Annotated in this window: 12 protein-coding genes and 1 tRNA gene; 5 read left to right on the top strand and 8 right to left on the bottom strand. The window is 49.4% G+C overall.

Going from position 1 to position 15,773, the window contains the following annotated elements; all coding sequences use genetic code 11:
* Nucleotides 1–46 precede the first annotated feature (46 nt).
* Both lipB and ACR0A1_RS06885 read right to left on the bottom strand, forming a co-directional pair.
* Nucleotides 47–703 carry a lipoyl(octanoyl) transferase LipB gene (lipB, locus tag ACR0A1_RS06890; protein ID WP_480704525.1) on the bottom strand — a complete coding sequence of 219 codons (657 nt, stop codon included), beginning with the start codon at nt 701–703 and terminating at the stop codon, nt 47–49.
* Between the two features lie 39 nt (nt 704–742).
* The gene (locus tag ACR0A1_RS06885; protein ID WP_480866767.1) at nt 743–1,402 is read right to left on the bottom strand and encodes a DsbA family oxidoreductase; all 660 of its coding nucleotides are present in this window, start codon (nt 1,400–1,402) and stop codon (nt 743–745) included.
* Nucleotides 1,403–1,532: 130 nt separating this feature from the next.
* Between ACR0A1_RS06885 and ACR0A1_RS06880 the strand changes: the two genes are divergently transcribed.
* Nucleotides 1,533–1,619: transfer RNA gene (locus ACR0A1_RS06880), tRNA-Leu, on the top strand.
* Nucleotides 1,620–1,698: 79 nt separating this feature from the next.
* Here ACR0A1_RS06880 and ACR0A1_RS06875 read toward each other — a convergent pair.
* Nucleotides 1,699–1,965: a helix-turn-helix transcriptional regulator gene (locus ACR0A1_RS06875; RefSeq protein WP_480866765.1), complete on the bottom strand. Its 267-nt coding sequence runs from the start codon at nt 1,963–1,965 to the stop codon at nt 1,699–1,701.
* A 1,141-nt stretch (nt 1,966–3,106) separates the two neighbouring features.
* On the opposite strand from ACR0A1_RS06875, the gene ACR0A1_RS06870 reads away from it, so the two are divergent.
* The 3 genes from ACR0A1_RS06870 to ACR0A1_RS06860 all read left to right on the top strand — a co-directional run bounded on the left by ACR0A1_RS06870 (nt 3,107) and on the right by ACR0A1_RS06860 (nt 7,462).
* The gene (locus tag ACR0A1_RS06870) at nt 3,107–4,702 is read left to right on the top strand and encodes a hypothetical protein (RefSeq protein ID WP_480866763.1); all 1,596 of its coding nucleotides are present in this window, start codon (nt 3,107–3,109) and stop codon (nt 4,700–4,702) included.
* Between the two features lie 109 nt (nt 4,703–4,811).
* The gene (locus ACR0A1_RS06865) at nt 4,812–5,939 is read left to right on the top strand and encodes an AAA family ATPase (RefSeq protein WP_480866761.1); all 1,128 of its coding nucleotides are present in this window, start codon (nt 4,812–4,814) and stop codon (nt 5,937–5,939) included.
* A gap of 416 nt (nt 5,940–6,355) precedes the next feature.
* Nucleotides 6,356–7,462: a hypothetical protein gene (locus ACR0A1_RS06860; protein ID WP_480866759.1), complete on the top strand. Its 1,107-nt coding sequence runs from the start codon at nt 6,356–6,358 to the stop codon at nt 7,460–7,462.
* Nucleotides 7,463–8,117: 655 nt separating this feature from the next.
* Here ACR0A1_RS06860 and ACR0A1_RS06855 read toward each other — a convergent pair.
* Both ACR0A1_RS06855 and ACR0A1_RS06850 read right to left on the bottom strand, forming a co-directional pair.
* Nucleotides 8,118–9,188, bottom strand: a complete 1,071-nt coding sequence (locus ACR0A1_RS06855; protein ID WP_480753635.1) for a hypothetical protein — start codon at nt 9,186–9,188, stop codon at nt 8,118–8,120.
* Nucleotides 9,189–9,333: 145 nt separating this feature from the next.
* Nucleotides 9,334–10,413, bottom strand: a complete 1,080-nt coding sequence (locus ACR0A1_RS06850) for a hypothetical protein (RefSeq protein ID WP_480866757.1) — start codon at nt 10,411–10,413, stop codon at nt 9,334–9,336.
* Nucleotides 10,414–10,824: 411 nt separating this feature from the next.
* On the opposite strand from ACR0A1_RS06850, the gene ACR0A1_RS06845 reads away from it, so the two are divergent.
* On the top strand, nt 10,825–11,427 hold the full coding sequence (locus ACR0A1_RS06845; RefSeq protein WP_480866755.1) for a recombinase family protein: 603 nt from the start codon (nt 10,825–10,827) through the stop codon (nt 11,425–11,427).
* 320 nt (nt 11,428–11,747) lie between these two features.
* Here ACR0A1_RS06845 and ACR0A1_RS06840 read toward each other — a convergent pair whose 3' ends face one another.
* From ACR0A1_RS06840 to ACR0A1_RS06830, 3 genes are all read right to left on the bottom strand, one after another.
* On the bottom strand, nt 11,748–12,953 hold the full coding sequence (locus ACR0A1_RS06840) for a DNA cytosine methyltransferase (protein ID WP_480753626.1): 1,206 nt from the start codon (nt 12,951–12,953) through the stop codon (nt 11,748–11,750).
* On the bottom strand, nt 12,953–14,122 hold the full coding sequence (locus tag ACR0A1_RS06835; protein WP_480753622.1) for an HNH endonuclease: 1,170 nt from the start codon (nt 14,120–14,122) through the stop codon (nt 12,953–12,955). Before ACR0A1_RS06835 ends, ACR0A1_RS06840 begins: the two co-directional genes overlap by 1 nt.
* A 349-nt stretch (nt 14,123–14,471) precedes the next feature.
* Nucleotides 14,472–15,653 carry a tyrosine-type recombinase/integrase gene (locus ACR0A1_RS06830; protein WP_480866752.1) on the bottom strand — a complete coding sequence of 394 codons (1,182 nt, stop codon included), beginning with the start codon at nt 15,651–15,653 and terminating at the stop codon, nt 14,472–14,474.
* Between the last annotated feature and the right edge of the window lie 120 nt (nt 15,654–15,773).

Raw genomic sequence — 15,773 nt, 5'->3', positions numbered from 1 at the left:
GCGTATTCTGGCCAGATCTATCCGAATACGTGGAATCACCTATAAACTAGGCGCCCTCGGTGGCGAAGACCTCATCAAAGGTCTTTTTTAGCGCAACATCGACGTCATCCATGGTCACCGGCAACCCAAGATCGACCAGTGAGGTCACCCCGTGTTCCTGAATTCCGCAGGGCACGATTCCGGTGAAATGTGACAGGTCCGGCTCGACATTGATTGAGATGCCGTGAAAGCTGATCCATTTCCGCAGGCGAATGCCGATGGCCGCGATCTTGTCCTCGGCTGGCTGGCCGGTGATCGTCAGCGGCTTGTCTTGCCGTTGCACCCAGACGCCCACGCGGCCGTCGCGGATCTCACCGATGACATTGAACTCGGCCAGAGCCGCAATCACCCATGCCTCAAGCTGCTGCACAAAGCGGCGCACATCATGACCGCGTTTGCCCACATCAAGCATGACGTAAACAACGCGCTGACCGGGGCCGTGATAGGTGTACTGTCCACCGCGCTTGCTTTCATAGACCGGAAAGCGATCCGGATCGGTCAGATCTTCTCGCTTGGCAGAAGTCCCAGCGGTATAAAGCGGAGGGTGTTCCAACAGCCAAATGCATTCGTCCGCCTCACCCGCTGCAATCGCGGCAACGCGCGCCTCCATGAAGGCAGTGGCCTCGTCGTAGTCGATCAGCCCGTCGGTAGTCTTCCATTCCATGCTCGTTCCTTAGACCGTCTGCGGGGTAGGGGGAAGGGGTCAGGCGGCCTCGGCCAGGCAGCGTTGCAGGACCTGCGCATAAGTGTCCGTGCCCTGTGCGCCGGTCAGCAGATATTTCCCTCCAAACACCATCGAAGGCACGCCCGAGATGCCTCGGCTGGTCCAGAAATCTTGTTTTTCACGCACCGGTTGGGCATGCGCACCTGATTCAAGTGCGGTTCGCGCCGCCTCCGGGTTGAGCCCGGCCGTCTCGACCGCGCCCATCAACACTTCGACGTCAGAGACATCCTGTTGCTTGGTGAAATAGGTTTCGAACAGGGTCAGTTTCAGCGGATGCTGACGCCCCTGTGTTTCCGCCCAGTCAAGCAGTTGATGCGCGGCAAAGGTGTTCACGATTCTGCTGACATCAGTGAAATTGAAGGTGAACCCAAGTTCAGTGCCCAACGCAGTCAACCGCTCGCGCGCCTGCTGGCTTTGTTCGGGCGTCGAGCCATATTTCTCGGCAATATGCTCCCTCAGATTCTGTCCCTCTGGCCCCATGTTGGGGTTCAGTTCGAACGGATGCCAGCGCAATCGGGCCAGCACATTCTCTTGCTTCAGTGCGGCATCGAGTTGACGAAAGCCGACAATACACCACGGACAGACCACATCCGAGACGACATCAATCTGCACGGTAGGGCGGGGATCGGGCGAGGGCATGGGCTGCTCCAGATTGCATTGTATCGCGGTTAGATATGGCTAAAGCACGTGATTTCAATCGGCTGTGTTTTTGCCTCTTCACATCGCGCGGCTCAGCGTCTATACGCCCCTCTACCAAGTCATTGGCAGTGCGGTCGTGGCGGAATTGGTAGACGCGCAGCGTTGAGGTCGCTGTGGGGTAACACCCGTGGAAGTTCGAGTCTTCTCGACCGCACCAAATTCAACCCCTAAGTGGCAGAAACAAATATATTTTTGTGTGGCTCCTGAATTCAGCCCCACAATTGGCCCCACATCCGTTAAGCCCCGTTTTCTGGCCTTTCGATCCAATACTTGATTTCAGATACTTTGACTACGGATCTGCTACCTACTTTGTAGATCCTAATGTCTCCGTTTTTGCTGGCCCTATATAGCGTGTCTTTCGATACACCGAACCATTTAGGCACCTCGATCAGCGGTACATAAAGCGGAGCGAATTCAGGCATCGCCTGGGCGGCCTCGCGAATGTATGCGATGTCGATCTCATCGACACCGCGAGCTACTTCGAATTTGCTTTGATAAGCCATGTTGAACTGCCTCAGTGGTATATTGTTTGTGTTCGCTTTGGGACTTCATTGTCGGTTGCGAACCTTGAGGCGGTAGTATCACGAAAATTCTATTCGTCCAGACAAAGCCAAAACATGATGCCATGTGTCCCCTGATTGTCAAATAGTATATTTAAAACAATATGTTAATTCACTTAAATGATCGCATTAAAACAGCGCTGAGAGCCATTCATTTGCGGTAGTTGTTCAGTGTCAGTTCGCTAGAGACATAGCGCTCCGATAAGTAGGCAGTTTGTGGAGCCGTTTTTTTCCTCCCAAAAAGCGGGTAGCCCGCCTAACTTCTTTAGGTCCCTTCGTATTGTTCGCATAGGATTTGGCGGTTTCCCTGACAATTTTTGTGCTAGATCACGTGCGCTTTGTGCGCAAACTCGTACACAACATAGCAGACATGAAAAACGACGCAGATCTCATGTGCGCGATGGAACTGATGCTGAAAAAAGTGGATCATGATCCAATCTCCCCGAGGTGGAAAAGGTGTCTAATTATGTGTATAATGTGTATAATAAGAAAATTGAAGTGTCAAGCATTTGACGCACTGTGTGTATAGTATTATTCTTGGCCTATGAAAAAACTCGGTGAAAGCCCCCCGCGAAGACTGCAAATACTGATGACTGATGAGGAACTCTCGGACATCAAGACATACACCCATCAAAATGAGATCTACGGACGTTCGGCGGCAATCCGTGAACTTGTGCGTATCGGACTAGAAGCGGAGAAGGCTGCCGGTAGGTTCAAAAAGGAAGGCTAAGCCGACCCAACAATCCTTGTGGATATTTCTTACATACTCAGGGAAATTGTTTTCTTTTGTATGGAGTAATGCAGACAGCCCCCAACTTTTTGTTTTTGGCAACCATTCAAATTCGACCGATCAGAGACCCGGAAGCAGCATGAGTTCCTTTCGGGATTCTAAAAGCGCTCAGTCTTTTTAAAAGTTTTAAACCGAATTTGTGCCATTTGCTTTCTGGCGATCAGAGGTCGTGGCCACATCCCTGAAGTTGGAGTGACACCGCCCCGTTCGCGAGAAATTGCGGTCAGAGGCACAGGTTCAATTTAGCTCATAGCAACACTTGTCCTTTGGCAATTGAACCGAGGGACAAAGGTTGTGAACAAGAACAACGCGGGTAAAGCCCGCGACCAGAGAAGATGTGCGCCACGAAGACGTGATTATCAGGAACCCAAGCTGGATAGCGGGCAGGCAGCGCTTTTTTGTTGTCATGAGGTGCCCCCGCCAAAAACGTTGCGCCAAGTAGGAAAGAAAGTCGCTTACCAGGGTGGGTTCCGTCTCGGTTCAGGCTCCGAAAGATACCGAAAAATGTCTTCCGTAGTTGCCGAAATGGCGGCTGAGGTTGGCCAGGATTTGTACAGGCCGGGCAAGAGGAAAGCTGCACAGTTCTTGCTAGGGCTGCCCGACGGTGAATACCTAGGGATCTGTTACCCTGCATTCAAACACGACAAACGTCTGCCGTCCGTTGCTTTGGTGGATACAACTCAAACGGCGGCCAATATTCAGTACCACTATGAAACTAAAGTGAAAGGTCGGGCTCAGTTGGCGGCGCTAACTTTTCCAGCGCTCGAAAAAAGAATTTTAATTCATGACTATGAAGCCGGTGTGGAACTGGCATTCAGGCGCATGAACAAACTCAAAAATGTACTCAAAAAATCTAGCCTGGGCGACTTTGTGTATGTTCAGCTGGAAGCACCATTCCAGCCTGAAACGGATTCCTTCTACCTGCATTTTCATGTTTTCTTGACGTTTGGCCTTGGAGATGTCCATCGACAAAGAGCATTGGCATTCATCAAGGAGAACACGCCGTGGCTGCAAAATAAGGCTGGAATTCATCTAAAGCGCATTGCCCATCAGGATGCCGCCCGTTCCATTCGATACGGAACAAAGCCGAGTACGACGGCATTTGAGATTGCCTCGTCCAGAAACAAAAAGGTCTTCAAAGAATATCTGGCGATCTCCAAAGGCCAACGTCTTACCAGGACGGAGGGTTTGCTTAAGTCGACAGTGCAGGAACTAAAGGCGCAAGGGCGACGCACGAAGTTTTTCCAATGCGAAAATACAGGTCGTCTTTCTGTCTGCCTAGTGAAAAAAATTAGACCCCACGAAGCAAAAGCAACTGCACGGGCGGTCCGTAAGGAGGGCATGGAACAGGACACGTTGAGGTCAAAGACCGGGAGCAAGGCAAAAAATGTTTACTGTGGTTGCGGTCGGCCTGTCGCGACACCAGGTGGTCGCATTGTCGCCTTTGGTTACGTGCAGAATTTCTGTGAACGGACTTTCGAGCCAAGTTTAGGTAGGGGTGTCCAAGGCAGTTTGTTTGAAGTCAATCGGATTGCTCGACATGCTTGGGAGACGAACACGGGAAGATCGTTCGATATTAAAGAATTCCTTGCTCCAATTGCGGACGACGTAATGCGATTGCTCCGCGATGCTGAAGTTCAGAGTTACACGGTAATCGTATCGCCAAACGTACTGAAAACGATCCGGGCGATACACAATGAAAGAAGTCATCGATCCAAGAGGCAAAAGGTAGTTCGCCAAAGAACAACTGGTAAGAAAGGTATTATGAAAATGCGATGGCGTTGGCCCGCAAGCGTGGCCCTTGCATTCGATTGGATCACAGGATTCATGAACAGAATTTCTGGCAAAACCATCAGGCCTTCCTCAAGTACTGCTGACAATCAAAATTAGGTTGTCCATTGTACTTCCACCGATCTTACAATATGTTACGCGAATGAACAGAAACCGGATCCGCATTCGTCTGATATGACCAGCAGCTTTGCTGGTCGAAATCTATTGAATGCAGGCGCTGAGTTTCCAAGCAAACTTCCTTGGATTTCCTCACCTGCGACGCTCGCACGAAGGTGTTCATATGCCAAGAATTGTTCCGTTGCTTGCCGATCTAAAGCTGTTCGAAACTGAAGATGAAGATATCGAAAAACGTTTTAGGAAACACTTGGAGGAACTACGGTACTCAAGCTGCAAAGATGTAAACACCGAAGAACCCAAGCGGGTGACTTGGCAAGACACTGACAAGATCCGCCGTCGTGCAAAGAAGATTATCGAAGCCCGCGGCATGTATTCTCAAGGTCAGCATCTCTCCCGAGCTGATAGAAAGATGTTGCTGCCTGTCATGAACGGCGTTGCTGTGGGTGGTCCGTCAACTGAACATCAAGTCGATGAAATCGCGGCAATGCTGTATCACGAGATGCCTTGGATGCAGCAGGTTATCAATGAAATCTGGCTGGACATGCGTCACAACGTCATTGAGCATGGTTCAGGTTTAAGGTTGAGGCCGACGCTTCTAATTGGTGGCGCAGGATTAGGAAAAACGCATCTCGTTCGTCGAATTGCGCAACTCTCTTCTTTGCCGGTGGTTCATATTGATGGGGGAGCAGGATCGGAGGGTTTTGCCGTTGCCGGCTTAAGTCGTGGCTGGGGTGGTGCTGAATGTGGGCGCCCGCTGAAAACGATGCTTTCCTCAAAAGTAGCTAATCCGATTATCGTTATCGATGAAATCGATAAAGCCGGGACCGCTTTCGGTACTAGCGGTCACAGTACGTCAATGCATTCTGCTCTGCTTGGTTTGCTGGAACCTGTGTCATCTTCAAACTGGCATTGCCCATATTTCCAGATTGGAGTTGATATGAGCCGGGTCAACTGGTTGATGACCGCGAATGATGCCAGTGTTCTACCTGGTTTGCTTCGATCTCGTGTACGAAAAATTTATGTCGATCCGCCGAGTGAAGCCCAATTGGCGACATTCATTGAAAAAGAAGTCACCAAGCGGTCTCTACCCGAAGACTGTGTAGATCAGATTCTTCGTGCTGTTCAGAAGCCCGTCGGGTCCAAAGCTGTAAGCGTTCGTTTCGTTGTGAAGCTTCTTGAGGAGGTTCAAAGGTTTGTGACCTTGCCTCTGAAACATTAGCTACTCAACGCTACGTCATGGCAGCAATGCATCGTTCTCTAGACGTCGCATCTGATGCTTTGACACTGCTCGTTCAAGGGGCCTACCGATTATTGTGCATAGTATGAGTTTGGATTAGCGTACCACGCCCTTCGCAAATTCATAGAGTACCGCATCGCGAGAATGACGCGGATGGTTTCAACCCTACCGTTAAACGGCGGTTCACTTGGATAACGTCGCCTGATATGCGCAAAGGCTATAGGTGAAACGTAAGCAGACAAATTCGAGCAGGGTTAAACATGATTGTACGTACATCATTTCGTTGCACTACTTGCGGCCAAAACCACACCGTTCGGATAGGGGTCGGCCATGAGACGCACCAAAAACACACTTTTCATTGTTGCGGGTGTTCAGAGGAACTGACCGTTGGATTGCGCGTGGTCAAGCCTGAAGGAAGCCCGATTCCTCAGTTTGTTGGTGAGCCAATAGAAAATGTAGAACTGTCAGAAGAGGATGCAGACTCGCCGATTGTGAATGTCGATGCGAATTTTCTAATCCCCTTGGAAGAAAGGCATAAAGACATGTCTTTTCCGAGGCTTTGGCAAATGCAGGAAATGATGAAGGTTGCTAAGGAAAACGACTCGCTCGTATCCTTCAAGGATTTCCCCAAAAACTGGCAGAACTCTAGACCTTACCGACCACATGACTACGCCGAGGAGTGGAAGCTTCTGAAGAAAGCTTGGAACCTCCACCGAAACGGGCACGCAAAGCTCAGTAACAGAAAGATCGAAGAGGGGTCGGCGGAGTTCTATGCGAACGATCCGCTTAAAAGTATTCAGGACTGGCTTTGGCGTTTTTGTTTGTTTTTTAGCCAACCAGCATTCGAGGAGCCATTTCGTGATGCGTTCAATGTCGTGCAGGACAATCGCGAAAAACCCGAGTTTGAAGCGTTCTTCAAGGACTACGAGGAAAATTTGGCCTCCAACCGTGTGGATTTGTATCTTGCGATAATCCGAGAGTTTTTTCTGGCCTACGACGACTTCTCCCAAGTGATTTTTCGCGTAAAGAAAGGTATAGAAATTGATGTGGGCGCTGGCGTAACCTCCGCGCAGTTTGATAAGACGAAAATGTTTTACGGCAATGCGTTTGAGACTTTCTCGTCTCTTGTAGATATTCTGGCATACTTGAACAACGTTGCTTCTGGACGACCCTTCGACCAGTTTCAAACTTTGACCAGGAAAAAATACCTCGAACTAGACAAATCCAGCAGGTTTAACCCGTTTGCTGACAATCCAGCTCTTGCTAACGTCTGCCTGGAGCGAGACAATCAATTGAGAAATGCTTCGCATCATGCATCGATCAGGCTCGTCACCCCAAACAATAGAATAGCCTATCGGTCAGGAAAAGGTGGCACAGGCCCGGAGCAGGAGTTGGGCTATGCCGCTTACCTTGCGAAGTGCTCAATGCTATTTCTTCAGATTATAAACCTCTTTCGTTTCGAGATCATGCTCTTCGAGGTGCATGGAAAGCGATTTCCAGCTTAGGGAACACGCTGGGTGCATTAATATTCCCATCGGGCAAGAGAAACCCAGCCGACCCGCCGGAGGCAATCTGGGCCTCTCCAATGTCTCACCTGATTGGAGCAGCAGGCACGGGCCGTACGCAGTCGTTTGGTGGATCGTTTCCTGGCAAAACTTTTAGCTTCGTAAGCTCCGGTCCTGTTTTAGGCGGGTGCCCCTGCCCATCGCTGAATTCACCTTCTTTACCCGTGGCCTTGAGGGGGTCTTTAACTCTCGGAAGGTTCGGGAATCCCGTAGCCTTTAAATTCAGGTAGGGTTTTTGCAAACGAAGCAAAGACAGGTTGGAATTTCTTGAGGAGCGAACGCACACCTATCTATCGCCCGCCTTGACGGTGGTTCGTCAACCGCGTCGCTTGCGTTTGGTCAGCACAGAGATACGCAAGACCTGTCGATTTTGTCCCCGCGTGCCTTTTGCTTAGTAACCAGCGGCAGAGCTAAAACGTTCTTAAGAGGAGCTGGAAGACTTCTCTTCATTGAACACAACAAAGGAATGCAAAATGGCAAAAGGAAAAGGTCAAGGTAACGCAGGTGGCTGGCCGGCGACCACCGGAAATCCGTCTGGCGGAGGACGTTCAAACAACCCCCCAGGTGGCGGCAAGAGTAAGTAATCCAACCGTGATTACAGCATAACGAGTTGAGTTTTTTCGGAAGGGGTGCAGCTGTTGGGTTGCACCCCTCTTTCAAAATCCTGAAAGTCGTGGATCAAATCTTCGTATTCGAAACCAGCTGTGAGAGCAGTCTGTTCCCAATATTTCCAATCTTGCCTCATTCTGATTGCAAAGCAGCAGAAGGCTGAAATCAAAAACAAACATGATCGAATATAACTGTTGGTCGCGTTCCTATGCTCGGGGCTAACTGAAGCGAGCTTTGGGTTTTCGCTGTGATCGACCAGTTCTATGTATTGAACAAAGGTATCAATGAACGGGCTCCCGTTCCTTTCAGTAAATGTTTTTATTCGATCTATGGGGGTGGCTTCCCACATCGTCGACTTGTCAGGCCATTGACTGTTTTTGAGGAGATAGTTTTCTACAAATATGGTTTTGACCTGTGACGGATTTTCCTGAATGGACACGTCACTGAGCATTCGCCTTTGTTGGGTTACCTTTTGCAGGACGTAGCCAAGCGTAAGGAACTCGCAAGGGTGAAGTACAGGAAACGGGATAGATTTCCATACTTCAAAGGCAGCAGGAGATCTGAAAGCCTGATATGTGCGCGAGTTCAGTATTCTAGAAGGTGCCGCAATTTTCAGATCCCATTTAGTTTCTTGGTCATAGTAGAGCTTTTTTCGCAGAACCCACGAGATGTATTCCAGTTTCCTGAATTCAATCAACGCCTTGAGATTTGACCTTGTCTTTGGGAGTCCTCCCGCGATTTCACCAGCGGCAAGCTGTCCTGAAATGATCGCGATATCCCGCCAATCGGACGATGACTTAATGCGATCTCGAAATTCTACCAATGGTGCGGATCTATCGCCAAATCTCTTTACGAACTTTCCTATGTGCTTCTCTGACAAAGCCGCTGTGAGTTGGCCTGCCTGAAACTTGTCCCTGAGAACTTTCTGGGTCCGGGAAATGTACCGTTTGTCGGCCGCGTTACCCCCTTTCCCTTCAATCCGCTTGCCCGGTGAAAACCACTTAGTGGTGTCCATCTTCAGTATTTCTGCAAATGCGTCAGGAGCAGGAATAAACATTTATGTGCTCAGTGTTTTACGAAGTGGGTGAGAGCACTGATGGCAGAGCTAGCTTGGGAAGTCACCCCAATCCAAAAGCCAAATAATGAAATGAGCTGCTTCTGAGTAGTGTTCAATCAGAGTGGAAACCTGTCAGATTCAGCGATCAACTTTTACTTGCTGTCCTGCGAGCTATACGCAGCATCGCAGACGTTAGTACCGACCAGAACAAGCCAACAAGGGCCGACAAAAGTCCAACGAGACCCAAAATCACCGATATGGCTTCGTCGGACCATTTCATTGTAGAGCGAATGAACTTGTTTTTTCCCAATACTTCCAGTGCGCCAACCGTCTTTCCTTTTAACGCTTCTGAAGCTCGGGATATTGGTACGAGATCTTCTATTCCATCCACCCGTTTAACTGCGTAAATCGCGTCGACGGTGCTCATGCTGCCGCTGATCTTGCCGATATACGAAACCATCTCGACCGTTTCATTTAACACCGCCGGTTTTATCAGTGCACGAAGGTCTTCAATGCTTCTGACACTTGTCACCTGGCTCCACTCAACCCCGTCTTCAAAGGAGCGGACGAACTGCTTTCTGATACTTGTGGGCAAAGCACCTACTGAGTTCATAAGTTTTGCCATCCCAGCGCCTGCCTTGATTGAAAGCGATGTGCCCGCGGAAGGGTAAGCGGCTGCGACCGCTGTAAGCCCAACCACCGACAGAATGACGTCGACCTCATCCACGTCTTGGCCCTTGGAGTAGGCGTACCCTCCCTTCACAATACCGCTGACATCCCCGAGTGGTGTGAGAGCCACGGGCACTTGGCAAAACAAAACCGCGGACAGTTCGCACTGCGCAGAATCCAAAGCGCATTTCAAGCATTTTCCAGATGTCTTGAAAAACCCAGAGTCTTCGGATGCCGCTGCTCGGATTTGCTCTTTTGTGGCTTCCTTCAGCTCGATGTTTTTTTCTTCTGCCACTCCTTGCAGAGCTTTAATTGCGATCCAGTCTCTTGGTGTTTCGCTCAATCTGGCGCTTAGCCTTTGCTCGATTAGTTCCGGTGAAGCCGCTTTGGACAACGCTTCTTCGTATTTTAATCGCAACTCATCCAACCCGCGCTCTACTAAAAGGGTAGACGCTGGATTATTCACGATTTGCCAAATGTTCAGCGCCGTAAGAGTAAGGGAGCCCACAAGCAAAGCGGAAAGAAATAGTTTTAGTAGCCTCTTTGATCTCAACAAAAAGCCTGCCTCAATTGCTTTTCCAAAGATTCAATCAGGGTTGTATGTATGACTACCTCGCCACGATGATTGCGAAGAAGTGCCCTTTTCATGTTTTTTTCCGCCAAAGATGCCGCGAACGGGAAATCGACGCAGAGCCAAAAGTATATGGGCACGCACGGTAGCTCAAATTCCACCTAGGCTGATTTACTTCAAGGGTGCGATTGTCGTCTCAGACCTGAGAGCAGCCTCGGCTAGTATGTGGCCTGACTGCAACCGCTGATGGTCCTGGTTGTCAAAGTTAAGTGGACCCTTAGGCAACAGGCCGAGCAATCAAAAAAAACGGAGCAAAGTGTCCAGCTAGGGTTACATTCAATCCAATTTAACAATTTCCAGCTAAGTTCTAGATGAAAAATGAACAAAGGAATTATTATGAGCAGAAAGATCGGCTATCGCCGCGTCAGTTCGAGCGAACAAAATCTCGCGCGTCAAGACTTGAGCTACTGTGATCGCGTTTTCGAGGAGAAGCAGTCGGGTAGTTCCACGAAACGTACCGAACTAGCCAAGATGTTGGATTTCCTGTGGGTGGGCGACGAAGTCCATGTTTGGTCAATCGATAGGTTAGCTAGGTCAATGTCTGATCTTTTAGATATTGTTCAGGCGATCAGAAAGGCCGGGGCAAGCGTTCACTTTACCAGCGAAAGATTGAATTTCTCTGGGAATCCAGACGTAGACGATGCCACGGCAACTTTGCAACTGCACATGCTGGGCGCGTTTGCCGAATTTGAGAGGTCGATTATTCGAAAGCGTCAAAAGGAAGGCATTGCAAAAGCAAAAGCCGCAGGTAAATACAAAGGAAGAAAGCCGTCGGTTAACAGAGAAGACGTTCGCAGACGTCTAGAGCTAATGTTGCCTGTTTCTCAGGTTGCACGAGAAATGCAGGTTTCACGATCTACCATCTATTCGATTGCGAAGGAGCTTGGGTTTCAAGCGCAGCCAGGCATGTTGTCTCCGTCGAGGGTGCAACGACTTTAGGTTGGCTAAAACCAGATCAAACGTAGTTTGGAATCCTACGTAAAGACACTGTGAGGCTGAGGATCACTAGGTTGATTCTAGCAGTTGCGTCGCTCTGACTTTCCCATCCTCGGCCTAACATAAATCACGAGCTGACGAAGCTGGCTAGAAGTTTGATCGTCGGTGGTGGGCAAATCGAAGCATATTTGAGGAAACCTCGCCCTAAGAATTTAGAATGTCTCCATACTAGCATCGCTTTCTAGCCGTCTACTGTTCTTGTTTTCAGGTCGAAGCAATAGCCCATTTTTGGGGTGAAGATGGCTTTAGACTGCGCGCAATTATCAGAAGAATGCCTTAGCAATTTGAGTTGCCAAAGTTGCCGCAAGCACAGGCGGGACTGCATTCCCGACCTGGGTAAACTGGCGGGCCGTCGGACCGATAAACTTGTAGTTGTCTGGGAATGTTTGCAATCTAGCGCATTCACGAACGCTTAAGGTTCGAGGGATTTCAGGATGCAGATGAGATCTACCGCCCCCGTTCGTGCCGCCCGCAATTACAGTTTTAGAAGGACGTGTAGGGGTCAGCCTGTCCACTCGCCCCAATTGGTCTCGTTTCCCGTAGTCGAGAACCCGATACCTTGCAACAGAACCAACGAAGTGCTTCCGGGTTTCATGGTTTTCTGTGCCTTCAGCAGGTAGGTGTGACAACACACTACCGCATCCGATATGCTCCCGCTTTTGGGGCATCTCAAAAAGTCCAAGCTTTCGTGAACCTACGACGAACATTCGATGGCGGTATTGCGGAATTCCATAGTCAGCAGCGTCCCACACCTCGGGTTCCTCAACATTGTAACCTTCCTTCTGAAGTGCGCGGATAGCCTCTCCCAACTGCTTTCCATCATCCAGATCTCGAAGGCCAGGAACATTTTCAATGACAAAGGCCGCTGGTTTGAAGTGAATAACGAGATCAACAAAATCAAACAATAAGTTCCCGTTTTGCTGATGTTCAAAGCCGACGCGCTTGAAATTTTCACCAGACTTAGAGAATCTTTGGTTTGCAGCAATCGAGAATGGCTGACATGGTGGTCCCCCGACAAAAACACCTTCGAATGGTGACGAGATCAAAGGCGCGAGTTGTTCGACGATTTCCGCTGTTTTTGACACATCTCCGTTGTAGTGGGGGGGGCCAAAGACGTTCCACTTCGGTCGGTTCACTCTGAGTGTTTTGCAGAAGATTTCGTTGAACTCGAATGCTGCTTGGTTGTCGAATCCAACAGCTTCAAATCCAAGATCCATGCCACCGCAGCCGGTGAAGAACGAAACTAAGGGGATGCCCCGACCAATTTTCTTGAAGGACTTCAAGCTCGGCGGTTTGGAACCAGTCCACGACAGAGCACGGCTTTTCTCATAGACGAGATCGTCGATTGTCCAACCACGCTTAGCCATAAGGTCGGCGATATTCTCACGCTCGTGGGAAGATGCCATGAGAGCAGATTGTTCTGAATAAAGCGCTTCTTGAGACAGAAATTCTGGGTTTTCTTTGAGCATTACTTCTCCGCCTCATGTAGTGATTTGGCCTTTTCATAGACCATTCTTGCTTCGTCTGAATCCGCGAAATCTTTCTTGCCCGCTTCTTTCAGCCAGCCGTCATAGAACCGATGAACCGCTCTGTGGCATGTTGGGCACAGAGCCACAAGGTCATCCAGAAGTGTTCCGGATTTCGAAGTTCTCGCACCAGAACAAAGCGGCAACAAATGATGAATGTCAAGCACTCTTTCAACCCATGGGTAAGCTTGATTTGTGTTCAGTGCACACATGTCGCAGGTAGCTGTAGGGTTTGCCTTGAAGAACTCTTTGCGAAGCTTGCCGTTTCGTTCGATGACTAGGTGTGTCTTGCGAATCTTTTTACCTTCGGAGAATTCTATATCGTCGGTGAAGCCTGCATCTGCGACATCGCTTAGCACGGTAGAGTCGTAGTTGAGTTCCAGCTCATCAATCGCAGATTGGAACAAAGATGTTAGCCTGAAGACCTCGTCGGCACCGTCGGGTAATGGGGTTCCGCCTATCAAGGAAAGCTGTTCAAATATGTTGAGCGCATCCTGCGGATTTAACGATACCGTTATGGTGCGCTTATCCAAGGACAAGTAGGATATCTGGGCGATGACTTGGATACTCTCGGCTGCTTGGCGAGGAACGGAAGTCATGTCGTGGTCTGCTTTGACCAATTTGATGTATGCAGATTGGTCTTCATCTCCAACAAAGCCAGACTTTTCGTATGAGCCTGCAATCTGAGAGATATCGGTTGTATCAAACCCTAAAGCGCAACGCGCCAGCAAAAACTTTAAGGAAAATAGCAAAGGATAACGAAGCGCAGCGGTACTGTCCCACCCCTGTAGAGCGGGGGAGGGATCCGTTGTCGCTTCCGCCAGGAAATGAAAGTACTCATCAGTTGTGATTGAGCCATCAGAAGCAAGAAGTTTTGCAATTGGGGTCGCTTCTGAACCGGATCCTTTCTGAGCACAAATCATGGAAAGACGGAAGACGCGGCTGTAATTTCGCCAAGGATGGTAATGCTCGGGTAGAAACGGTAATCCAGTCGCGGGTACAAGTGTGTCACGCCCGGCTTGCCGCAGATCGTTTTTGAGTGCAAAACGGGCAATTTTTTTCAAATTGTCGAATTGGAAATAGTCGAGCCGCCCTTGATCCCAGTTCCACATATTGTTGCCTGATTTACCTTGCACACTTCTGATTGTGTGCACCTTAGCAACATTCTACGAACAGAATCCATCAGTTTGTGTGTCCGCTGCGAATGATAGCGATGCCCGGTTGCATCGAAGCGGCTATACAAATCGGAAAAGTTGGGCCGTGTGCCGAAAGCTACACTTCGACAAGCCAGCCATCAGCACATTTCCGCTCTGCCAGAAGAACTGAACAAGCATTTCAATGGCGTTTTCGAAAGACCGTTGCCCTCTAGCCTCCACGTATGTGTGGAGTTGGCCGCGCTTTCGAATTGCCCATAACGTTGTGTTCAGTTAGCAGATCTTGAATCAGGAATTGACGGGCGATTCAGCCTGCACTACCGATCACAAAACTTGACCATTCGGTTGTCAGTCTTCGCCGAGGCTCTAGTAAATCTGATCTCTGGTAAGACCGCTCTGTCTTGTTTCCAACTTTGTGAGCAAGGCAGGATTCCGAAATCGCTTCAAGCCCCGGACGATTTTCACGCTGCCAGTCTTTGAAACTGCTTCGAAAACCGTGAGGTCGGCCTGGTTCTCCTAGGCCATCAAGTGCCTTTAGGAGAGCATTCCCATGAACCGGTTTATTCCGGTGCCCTGGAAATAGGAAACCGTTTTTTCGTCGTTTCTTGCATTCCTCTACAATACGCAGCGCCTCAGGTGACAAAGGAACGCGAAAGTCCTGCGCTTGGGTCTCCGGATTTTTCATGCGCTCCGCCGGCACGGTCCAAACGTTACCTTCAATCTCGTCAAACTTTGCTCCACAATCACTGTCAGCCCGTTGTGCCGTCAGGATCAATAACCTCAGGGCAAGATGGCTCGACGTCGGCTTATTCAAACGGAGGTACAAGGCGGGCACGTCCTGCCAAGTTGTGGCTTCGATGTTTTCAGTCTTATGATTGACAATTGGGAGACGGCCTACCGCTTTATTCACGATGAGAGGGTCTACTTTGGCGCCTTGATCCAAGCAGAAGTTCAATACCATTCTGGTTATTTGAACTACTTTGTCGGCGGTCGGTTTGTGGTTTTTCCAAATTGGTTTCAACACTTGGATGATGTCATGGATGTTTAACGAGGAAACACGCCGCTTTCCCAATTTTGGAATTACATGCGTGTCCAATGGAGAGCGCCACCTACCGGCAACCCCACCGTTCTTCAATTTGGCCGCATTGTGTTGGAGGCAGTTTGACACAGCGTCTACGAAAATCGGATCAAAAGCACTCTGTTCGATTTTCTTTTGTGCTAATTCTTCTTCTCTAACGTCAATTGGATCAAAACCATTGTTCTTGACGCTTTCCCAATGGTCACGCGCCACGCGGGCACCAGCCAAACTAACGCTGGGATAGGGCCCCAATCCCATATCTCTTCTTTTGCTAAAACGGCTGTAGCGGTAGATCCATTTCCCGGAGCTTCGGGATGTCTTTTCAAGTTGCAGACCGCCACCATCGTATAGGGTTCCAGCTTCAAAGTTCTTTACCTTTGACGCACTTAGTTTGTTTCTTGCTCTACTCATTTCCTTACCTTTGGCCCCACAATTAGCCCCACATTTGACTTGCGTTTCTCTGCATCAGCATGCGGCGACTGGCAACGGTGCCTCTGGTAAGTTGTTGAATATAAATTGTTCGTGCCTCAG

The sequence above is a fragment of the Ruegeria sp. D6 genome, assembly GCF_056534365.1.
This window is presented reverse-complemented; position numbering and strand designations above follow the sequence as displayed.

Bases quoted from the DNA above. Each gene is read 5' to 3' on its own strand.
- ACR0A1_RS06855 (WP_480753635.1), bottom strand. From the start codon at position 9,188: ATGTTTATTCCTGCTCCTGACGCATTTGCAGAAATACTGAAGATGGAC.
- ACR0A1_RS06845 (WP_480866755.1), top strand. From the start codon at position 10,825: ATGAGCAGAAAGATCGGCTATCGCCGCGTCAGTTCGAGCGAACAAAAT.
- lipB (WP_480704525.1), bottom strand. From the start codon at position 703: ATGGAATGGAAGACTACCGACGGGCTGATCGACTACGACGAGGCCACT.
- ACR0A1_RS06840 (WP_480753626.1), bottom strand. From the start codon at position 12,953: ATGCTCAAAGAAAACCCAGAATTTCTGTCTCAAGAAGCGCTTTATTCA.
- ACR0A1_RS06885 (WP_480866767.1), bottom strand. From the start codon at position 1,402: ATGCCCTCGCCCGATCCCCGCCCTACCGTGCAGATTGATGTCGTCTCG.
- ACR0A1_RS06835 (WP_480753622.1), bottom strand. From the start codon at position 14,122: ATGTGGAACTGGGATCAAGGGCGGCTCGACTATTTCCAATTCGACAAT.
- ACR0A1_RS06875 (WP_480866765.1), bottom strand. From the start codon at position 1,965: ATGGCTTATCAAAGCAAATTCGAAGTAGCTCGCGGTGTCGATGAGATC.
- ACR0A1_RS06830 (WP_480866752.1), bottom strand. From the start codon at position 15,653: ATGAGTAGAGCAAGAAACAAACTAAGTGCGTCAAAGGTAAAGAACTTT.
- ACR0A1_RS06865 (WP_480866761.1), top strand. From the start codon at position 4,812: ATGCAGGCGCTGAGTTTCCAAGCAAACTTCCTTGGATTTCCTCACCTG.